The sequence below is a fragment of the Arthrobacter sp. AOP36-A1-22 genome (genome assembly GCF_052377615.1).
Lineage (GTDB): Bacteria > Actinomycetota > Actinomycetes > Actinomycetales > Micrococcaceae > Arthrobacter_H.
Genome location: NZ_JBQSWX010000041.1, coordinates 1 through 9,051, shown reverse-complemented (window position 1 = coordinate 9,051; position 9,051 = coordinate 1). Strand labels below are relative to the sequence as shown.

General features: G+C 58.5%; 7 protein-coding genes and 2 pseudogenes. 4 read left to right on the top strand and 5 right to left on the bottom strand.

Translation table 11 applies throughout. The features are described 5' to 3' along the window. The 4 genes and pseudogenes from ACT3S2_RS15390 to ACT3S2_RS15375 form a co-directional block, all read left to right on the top strand. A pseudogene (locus ACT3S2_RS15390) lies at positions 1 to 401 on the top strand (IS21 family transposase); the annotation flags it as partial. A 204-nt stretch (positions 402 to 605) separates the two neighbouring features. Beyond that, on the top strand, positions 606 to 2,123 hold the full coding sequence (gene istA, locus ACT3S2_RS15385) for an IS21 family transposase (RefSeq protein ID WP_444561888.1): 1,518 nt from the start codon (positions 606 to 608) through the stop codon (positions 2,121 to 2,123). Next, positions 2,123 to 2,908: an ATP-binding protein gene (locus tag ACT3S2_RS15380; RefSeq protein WP_444561887.1), complete on the top strand. Its 786-nt coding sequence runs from the start codon at positions 2,123 to 2,125 to the stop codon at positions 2,906 to 2,908. The genes istA and ACT3S2_RS15380 overlap by 1 nt, the downstream gene beginning before the upstream one ends. Before the next feature lie 262 nt (positions 2,909 to 3,170). Further along, a pseudogene (locus tag ACT3S2_RS15375) lies at positions 3,171 to 3,359 on the top strand (ATP-binding protein); the annotation flags it as partial. Between the two features lie 233 nt (positions 3,360 to 3,592). Here the strand turns inward: ACT3S2_RS15375 and ACT3S2_RS15370 are convergent. The 5 genes from ACT3S2_RS15370 to ACT3S2_RS15350 form a co-directional block, all read right to left on the bottom strand. Then, the gene (locus ACT3S2_RS15370) at positions 3,593 to 4,504 is read right to left on the bottom strand and encodes a glycosyltransferase family 2 protein (protein ID WP_444561886.1); all 912 of its coding nucleotides are present in this window, start codon (positions 4,502 to 4,504) and stop codon (positions 3,593 to 3,595) included. A 1,606-nt stretch (positions 4,505 to 6,110) separates the two neighbouring features. Continuing rightward, positions 6,111 to 6,665, bottom strand: coding sequence for a hypothetical protein (locus ACT3S2_RS15365; protein WP_444561885.1), 555 nt, complete (start codon positions 6,663 to 6,665; stop codon positions 6,111 to 6,113). A 391-nt stretch (positions 6,666 to 7,056) separates the two neighbouring features. After that, the gene (locus ACT3S2_RS15360; RefSeq protein ID WP_444561884.1) at positions 7,057 to 7,887 is read right to left on the bottom strand and encodes a glycosyltransferase; all 831 of its coding nucleotides are present in this window, start codon (positions 7,885 to 7,887) and stop codon (positions 7,057 to 7,059) included. A 666-nt stretch (positions 7,888 to 8,553) separates the two neighbouring features. After that, positions 8,554 to 8,802 carry an integrase core domain-containing protein gene (locus ACT3S2_RS15355; protein WP_444561883.1) on the bottom strand — a complete coding sequence of 83 codons (249 nt, stop codon included), beginning with the start codon at positions 8,800 to 8,802 and terminating at the stop codon, positions 8,554 to 8,556. Between the two features lie 16 nt (positions 8,803 to 8,818). Continuing rightward, the coding region (locus tag ACT3S2_RS15350; RefSeq protein ID WP_444561882.1) for a DDE-type integrase/transposase/recombinase at positions 8,819 to 9,051 on the bottom strand (233 nt) is incomplete at its 5' end.

Sequence of the window (9,051 nt, the reverse complement as noted above, 5' to 3'; positions counted from 1 at the left end):
ACGCGGCCGATATCAACTGGGATGCTATCGCCGACCACCCGGAGGCCGAGGTGTATGCCCTGGTGTTCCCAGGCCGCGGCGAGCATCAGAGCGTGTTCGTCCAGCCGGATTGGGACCTGATCCACAAGGAGATGGCCCGCGTAGGGGTGACACTGAAGTTGCCGCATGGCGAGTATGCGGACTCATGCGGTGCCGCCGGTGACCCGGCCATGGGCTACGACCGTTTCTGCACGACCTACCAGCGACATGTGCTGATCACCGGCGCTTCCTCCCGAGTCGGACACAAAGCAGGGCAAACGGTCGAGGTCGACTGGTCGGGACCCACGATGCAGCTGTCCGATCCGACCACGGCCATGTCCGCAACCGTGTACTTGTTCGTCGGGTGCCTTCCTTGTAAGCGGCCGTGAAAAACTGCCCGTAGGTGGCCGCGGAATTACCCGCTGACGGCCACCAGAACTGCCCGAGCATGGCCACGAGTTCTGCCCAGTGATGGCCACCCGGTTTGCCCGCGTAACTCGTTTCCCCGTCGTGTCGTGAGACGACGGGGGCCTCTTCCCGGTTGGATATCGGTGTCGAATCGAATCCAAAACAGGAAGAGGCCCTGAATGAAGGATGCCCTAGAAACCGTGAATATTCTTGCAACTTATGATCTAACCCAGTCCCTGCGTAGCGTCAGCGAGCTCCATGGCTGTTCCCACCACACCGTCGACCGGCTCGTGAAAGAGCGTGACTCCGGACGCGCCCCGGGCGCCGGTATCGACAGAGCCCGCGTCACCGACGCGTGGCTGACGAAAATCGAGGAATGGGTCGATAGATCCCGGGGACGGATCCGTGCCGACGTGATCCACGAAAAGCTCCTCCCGATGGGATACCCGGGATCGGCCCGCTCCACCCGCCGCGCGGTCTCGGAGGTGAAGGAGGCCTACCGGCGCGGGAACAAACGCGTCCACCGGCCCTGGATCACCGAACCCGGCGGATGGCTTCAATACGATTTCGGCGACGGTCCGGTCATAGACGGGGTCAAGACCGTGTTGTTCGTCGCCTGGCTGGCCTGGTCCAGGTTCCGCATCGTGGTCCCGCTACGCGACCGCACGGCCCCGAGCGTGTTCGCCGCCCTGGACCGTGCATTCCGGCTCGCCGGAGGGGCACCGACCTACGTTTTGACCGATAACGAGAAGACCGTCACCACGATGCACGTCGCCGGCGTGCCGGTACGCAACCAGCAGATCCTTCACTTCGCCAAGCACTACTCGGTCGAGGTCCTCACCTGCCAGCCGGCGGACCCCGCCACGAAGGGCGGGGTGGAAAACGCGGTCAAGGTCTTCAAAGCCGACCTCGTGCCCAAGGAGACGAACCTACGCGAAGAATATGCTTCCTTCGCCGAGTTAGAAGCAGCCTGCACCGGGTTCATGGACCAGGTGAACACTCGCGAGCACCGCACCACCCGCCGCCGGCCTGTGGACATGCTCGCCGAGGAACGCCCCACGCTGCACCGGATCCCGACACACGCCCATACCGTCGCGTTCGGCCTGGGGCGCAAGGTCCCCGAGAACACACCGATGGTCTCCTTCGACAATGCCCAGTATTCCGTTCCGGCGCACCTGCTCGGCGCCGAGGTCTTCGTCCGCCACCACGGCACCGGCACCGACGCACGGGTGGTGATCATGCACGCCGGTACCCACGGACCCCTCGAGGTCGCCCGCCACCGGCCAGCTAGTCCCGGGACCCCGGCCATCATCGACGAGCACTTCCCCGACCACCATCCCAAGGTCCCCGGCGATTACACGCCCGTGCCGCGCTCGGCGGCGGAGGCCGAGTTCCTGGGCATCGGCGCCGGGGCCCGGGCCTGGTTGATCGAGGCCGCCGCAGCAGGGACGGCGCGGATCAACCAGAAAATGGACGAGGCCGTCGCCCTGGCCAAGCTCTCCGGGATCACCGAGGTCGACAAGGCCCTGGGAGTGGCCGCAGTCCACCACCGCTTCGCGCACGGGGACCTTGCCTCCCTGCTCCATGCCGCAGGGAACCAAACCACGGCCCGCACCGCGCCCGAGGCGAGGTCCCTGACGCAGGGAACCACCGGCTGGTCCGGGCTCGGGGCGACCGGAAGCCAGGAGGAACGCTGATGGCCATCACCACCGCGAACACCACTACATCGGCACTACCGGCGGACCTCGAGGCACTGATGCGGTCCCTGAAGCTGCCCCATGCCCGGGCCATCGCGCCCGAGGTGTTGGCCACGGCCCGGGCCCAGCGCTGGGAACCGGTCGAGGTCGTCAAGGCCCTCTTCGTTGAGAAAAGCGCCGGACGCGCCCGCTCGATGCTCGCCGCCCGGCGCAAGGCTGCCGGGTTTCCCACGGGGAAGACCTTCGAGCACTGGGACGAGGCTGCGTCCTCGATCCCGGCGCCGACCCAGCAGGGACTGCGGACCCTGGAATGGATCCATCGCAAGGAGAACCTCGTGGTTTGCGGGCCTTCCGGGACTGGGAAGACATTTTTTCTCGAGGCCCTGGGCCAGCAGGCCATCGCCGAAGGGATGCGCGTTGCCTGGTTCACCCTGGAGGACCTCGGGGGCCTGATCCGTGCTCATCGTGCCGATGACACCGTGAATCGGGCCGTGGCCAGGATCCTGCGTGCGGACCTGATCGTGATCGATGACATCGGGTTACTGGCGGTGGCGACCGACGCCGCCGAGGGGCTCTACCGGGTCGTTGATGCCGCCTATGAGAAACGAGCCCTGGCGGTCTCGTCGAACCTGCACCCGGCGGGTTTCGATGAGCTCATGCCCAAGACCTTGGCCACCGCGACGGTGGACCGGCTCCTGCACCACGCCCACGTCTGCCAAACCGCTGGTGACTCGGTCCGCATGACCCAAGCTTTGGCCGGAAAGGGAGTCATGCCACTGACCTAGATCTCCGAACGGTAGCCAGCACAAACCCAGCCCGAGCGGGCAAACCAGCTGGCCACCACCGGGCATTTCTCATGGCCACCAGCGGGCAGAACCGTCGGCCGTCTATGGGTAGTTCCTAATGGCCGTTGACATCTCTCTTTCAACCCGGAACCTTCCCTTTGTCTTGGTCGACAAGAGGAACGCTACGGGCGGGTCGAGGGTGGGGCCATATCAAGCGGCGGAAAGTGCCCTAAGTGGGGCCAAATCAGAGTGCCGTACCCAGGAGTTGCTGGAGCGCCGGTATGACGCCACTTCGACGGTGTTCTGCACGCAGTATGCCAAGAAGGATTGGCATCAGCGGCTTGGTTCCGGGGTGCACGCGGATGCGATTATGGACCGGATCGTGCACAACACCATTTGGGCCGCTACCGGCTGCCAGAACATGCGTGAACACGCCAGCATGACGCGGTGAGAAAACGTCGGTGGGAGCCGGTGGCCCCATGCCTGCGGCTGGTCCCCACCGGCAATACCGCTGGTCCCGGAAGGCAATATCGGGTGGCCCCCAAGCCTTCAAATACTCAGTGCCTTACTTTTCTTCGGAGCAGGAAGTCTCCGCGCTGTTCCCCGCTTCCTCATTCCCTTCGGGATGAGCGGTCCAACGCGGGAAATAGTCCCCCGTGAAATGTTTTCTCGGACCGGCTACTGTCAACGAGCTTCGTTCAAGAACTGGCCTCGCAACCCATCTGAAATTCCTCGAACACTATTCCAAGTTTTATCAATTCGTCCTGCTTCTTCCTTGAGGGGGCGCACCAAAAATTTCAGCGTTTCCATTAATCCCGTGGTGAAGACCATTTTACTTGCAGAGTCACTTCGTCCAGCCAACCAAAGTCGATTCCGCTGCATGTAGTAGTAATATGCCGCGCTCTTTCCTCGCTTCTCCCCTGTTCCGCCTACGGCATGCCAGACGCGGGCTTTACCAACGACACCCAGTTTCATCCCAAGTTCTCGTGCGCGCAGGCAAAACTCGGCGTCCTCCCAATAAAGGAACAGGGTTCTGTTGAAACCACCGATGCGTTGCCAGGCTTCGAAGCTCACCATCATGGCTGCCCCGGTAATGAACGTGCAATCTCGAGTCTCAACAAGGCGATGTGGAGCATGCCCGAACCCCCAGTGAGTCGTCCTCCAGCGACGAGTGTCGATATCCCCCCCCGCGAACCAAATTCGGGTGGATTCGCCCAGGCCGGTACTGATCACCGGTGAGACGATGTCGTACTGTCCCGTAACGACAGTATCTAAAAGGGCCTCAATACAACCCTGCTCGACTACGGTGTCGGGATTCAAAAACCAAAGTACATCGCCCTTTTCAGGAGCTACCTGAGAAACGACATCATTGAGCGCAGCCCCGAACCCAACGTTCGTCGCATTCTCAAACAGCTTCACGTCGGAAAAATCATCCACCACGGCACGCACATTTGCCCGTGCCACCTCTGAGTGGTAATTATCGACGACAAAAATCCTGGCTTTTCGGTGGCCCTCCAGCGGCGCGAGGCACTCCCGGAGCAATTCAGCGCTGTTGTAGTTCACAATAAAAATGTAGATTTCAAATGGCCTCGACATAGTTACCTCTAATCTGGTTATCAACTTTATGCAGCCCTACATATGAGCAATTACAATTCAGACTCAAGTGCCCAGCGAAGCCTGGTGAGCCTCAGTTTATGCCGAAACATCATGAGGGTAGATGCGCATCCGAGAATGAATAATAGGCCTTGTGCAATCGGATGCAACGAAACTTCAAGCATCGAGGAAAGGCCCACCGCTAATACGACCGCCAGCAACCCTCCCATAGCAATCAGTACGCTCGGTAGGAGCACCTCGCGAAACCAGCGCCTATACGGCAAGCCCAGGGCAGGAAGAGCACCAGCCAACATCAAAGGTTCAATAACGAGAAGCGGAAGGCCAAAGCTCAAGGCGATTCCCCGCGAGCCATATTCACCCACGAGAAGCATCGCCAAAGCGACGTGTCCGATAAGCCACAACGTTTGCGCCGGGAATAAGACCCCAGGCCTTCCGGCAGCGTCAACGGCAGGCGCCAACGGGACGTGAACCATGTTCAGTACCACGCTCAACAATAAGATCTGTGATGTAGCAACGACTTCAGCCTGGGGCGCGTCATTCCCCAACCAAACGGGTACGAGCCAAGGAACAAGTATCATCAAACCAATGCTGGCAACGAGCCCGAAGCTCAAACTCAGGAATAGCATCGATACGAGGACGGCTCTGGCAGTGACCGCTGACCGAGAGAATAGACGGCTCAAACCCGGCCGAAATGGGTCTACACACCAGCTCAAGACTTGACGGACACTACTAAATATTCGGAACGCCGCACTATAGTATGTAACTTGGGATGGGGTTCCTAGAATGCCCAATAGCACCGTACCAACCTGTAGCGTAGACGCACCGACAAAACTCACGGCGAACGACCTCGTGCTGTAGGACAACATTCTTGAAAGCTGGCGACGGCTGATGGACTTCAGCTCGAATCGTTCCAAGCCTAAGCGCCTCAAACATATGCTCGAAAGCAATGATGGCAGCAGGATAGCGATCGTCTCGACGATGGCTACGGCGGCGACTGATCTCCAGAAATAGCATGCAACCAGCGTTCCAACTACTCGGACAACTACGCCCATAATCTGGTTCCGCCGCTCAAGCACCAGAAAACCAGCGCCAACCAGGCCCGAGCCGAATGGTCGAAGAACAAGCCCTAGGAGCAATGATGTCGACATCCAGATGAGCACTTGACTCTCTGCCGTTGAGACACTTTCATTCCCGCGAGCCGAAACGTACTTATGAGCGAACAGCCAGAAAAGCGGTGCAATAACTATTAACGCCCCCGCTGACCAGGCTACCCCAGTCACGACGAGCGACGTAAGCGACCAATTGCTATCGCCCCCACGGGCTCGTGAACCGAAGTGGGCGATAGCTGCTCCGATACCAAGATCCGCGTAGTATCCGAACGAAGCGACGGCATACAACACTAGCCAAAGTCCGTATTGAGCAGCTCCTACAGACAAAATTATAAGCGGCAGCAGCAAGATACCTGACGCCATAGATAGAATCCCGAGCAGGGCACTAGAGCTGATGCCTGTGATGGCTCTACTGGCCTTTGCCACTATAAAAACTCACCTGCCTGACACCTCTAACGTCTCGCCACGGCAAAGGCAGTTCATCCGGGACGATCTGCGTATTTCATTTGCGCCTTGAGTTCCCGAATAACTAGCGTCTGTTCTTCAATCCGCGTTGACAGAACCCGATGCGCTTCAACTTGTAATTCATCTCTACTTTGAAAAGCCCTCCGCACCGTTTCCGTGATCTCTGAAGATGAAAGACCGGAGTAAAGTGAAGCACCGCCGAGGAAGTCCCGAAGTTCTGGGAAGTCAGCTGTGACTTGTGCTCTCTCAAACATTAGCGCTTCGTATCCAGCGCGCTGCATTGTGTGCGGACGATTAGTAAGTGCCACGATTACGGCCGCTTCAGCAACAAGGCGCGTGTATGAGGGCCTAGGAATGAAACCGGGAAATGAAACGTTAGGTGTAGCCCGGCCGATGACCTCTTGCGGAGCGACACCAGTCAGCACCCACGTAAGTTCAGGGGTGCTCGCGGCAGCGTCAAGGATTGCATCAACAGGTTCGTCGTTCGCATAACTCAAAGGACAAACGATAGCCATCCCGCGAGTCGGCAGTATCTCCTGCGATTGCTGGCGATGCAAAAAATCATGCAATACTACTGGCCTAACACCGGAGTACTCGCACACTTTACCCAAGTGTTCGTTCGTAACAATGGCTTGCTGTCCTCGGAGCATTCGGAGTGTAAGCCGAAGTGACCACGCCCACTTAGGATCGGAGAATGCCCCGGTATGCATATCTGCAATAAGCCTGGTCTTCGAGACGCGGCAATATAGGTGGGCCACAATCGCCAGTGGCATAGGCGGCAGCATTATTATTAGAGTTGTTGGCCGCTCGCGCCGAAGTAGGGCCGCCGTCGCCCACGAGAAGCATATATATCTCCAGAGCGCCGGACCCGTCCCCGAAAAAAACTCAGCTTTGATCCCCAAAGCTTTTGACAATTCATTCGTGCGGGGGTTGTCACGAGTCCAACTTACGAACAAGGACTTAGACATGCACACCTCTAGGTAGGGTTTCTTGGCGAGCAGAGAGTAGCAGATGATCCATAGTCAAATTTTCGACCTCCGTGACAACCCCGAGGTTCTTTTCAGAAAGTAGCCCAGCAATCTGCAGCTGATGGTCGTCTACATGCTCCCCGCGCGACTTCCGCCGTGGAACGACTACTGGTGATTTACCCATCTCCAATAGTTGAAGTATCGTCCCAACACCCGAGTGAGTAACAATGATGTCTGCTTCCGTCGCGCAGCTTGTGAATTCCGAGGCTGTCATTTCGGAAACCACGCGTCCGGGTAGGTCCGTTCTAGTTGTTACACCAACTTGCCAAATCGTTCCTTCGCCAACAAGACCCGTGGCCATTACGGCATCAACTAAGGCATCAAACCTATACGGCCGAATCGTTCCCAGGGTAACTAGGACTTTTTGAACGGTCCCCGAGTCAAGGTTCGTTTGTGTTCTAAAGTCGCTCAGGACTCCAGGAATCTTCTTCCATCGCTCATTGCTCCATGAATCGTGCTGCGTCCTAAGTTCCGCCAGCCTGAGTGCCTCGACGATTGTCCCTGTCAATGACGGCCCCTTGGTCCGCGATACGCTTTCGATGAAAGTTTTCGGAGTCCCGCGAAGACTAGGCTGACAGAAGGCTGCCAGTGCGAGTGCAGCACCGGTGCTGTAAACAGCGTCAAATGATTCGTCGCGGATCTTAGCACGTAGCCTACGAGCAGCGACAACGGTCGACTTCAGATCTCGAGGCGCGATGTATGGAACCCACAGGACACGCTTGCCAGCGAGTAACGATCGACTTTGCTCGGTGTCGAAGGTCACCCACAGAGAATCATCCGAAGCTCCTAAAGTTGAAGCGATCCGAGCCAATTGCGTCAAATGACCCCCAGTTGAAGCCGCCAACAACAGCTTACGATTTCCCCCCACGATACTTCCTCTTTTCGTTTCTAAACTCAGAAGTGGTCAAATTTCCCTATTTTAGAATCAGACTCCTATTAGGGCTTATTCGTAGCCATAAGAAGTCAAGATAGCAGTTGCAAGCGTCGGATAGATACTCGCGGTTCTCGGGAGCAACAGTTTCCGAATCAGAGCCAGGACACGTCTGTGAGCTGCCTATGAGTTTTCGCACAGCGGATTAATGGATTCTCTACGCTGCCGTGACGGGTGGCGAGCCCGGGTTGGTGGTAAGGCAGGTCCGGGCAGATGGTACCGATTGTTTCAGCTAGGCGGTACCGGTCACGAACAGCCAAACGCGGTCCCTGACCGGCATCCCGCCCGGCTCTGGCACCAAGGCAGCCACCTCGGTGCCAGATCAAGTCGTCTATTCCCAGTGCTCCGTGCTCGCACGTTCCTCTTGGGCCTGGAACCGACGCATGTCGACCTCACCGAGGTTGATAGTCCGCGCCGGACCGGCCAGACGGTTCACGATCGAATCCGCAGCGACCTTATCCGGCAGGGTGTCAAGCCCCGGGTTTGATGGAGACTAATTTAGTTGGAAACTGATACTGGCTTCGGTTGGTTGACCAAGGCGTTTGCCCGCTCGAATTCGACGGGCGGAACGTGGCCAAGCTCGCCGTGCAAGCGCCTATAGTTGCACCAATCGCCCCATTCGGCGACGGCGACCTCGAGGTCGTTTATGTCCCGCCAGGGGCCCTTGTTGCGAACCAGCTCCGCTTTGAACAGCGAATTGAGGGCCTCGGCCATGGCGTTATCGTAACTATCGCCTTTTGAACCCACGGACGCCACGGCGTCCTCAGCTTCGAGCCGCTCGGCGTACTTGATCGCCCTGCACGCCACGGTCGGAATGGTGTGTCAAGCCAGCCAGCTCGGCGCGATCCCTGGTCCGGGTCCAGATGCCCATGTCCAGAGCATCCAGGGCCAACTCGGTGTAGAGGCGGGTGGAGACCTGCCATCCCACGATGCGGCGGGAGAAGACATCGAGGACGAACGCGGCATAAACCCAGCCGGCGAACGACCGGATGTCGG

Coding starts and splice junctions, on each gene's coding strand:
- ACT3S2_RS15370 (WP_444561886.1), bottom strand. CDS start 4,504: ATGTCGAGGCCATTTGAAATCTACATTTTTATTGTGAACTACAACAGC.
- ACT3S2_RS15380 (WP_444561887.1), top strand. CDS start 2,123: ATGGCCATCACCACCGCGAACACCACTACATCGGCACTACCGGCGGAC.
- istA (WP_444561888.1), top strand. CDS start 606: ATGAAGGATGCCCTAGAAACCGTGAATATTCTTGCAACTTATGATCTA.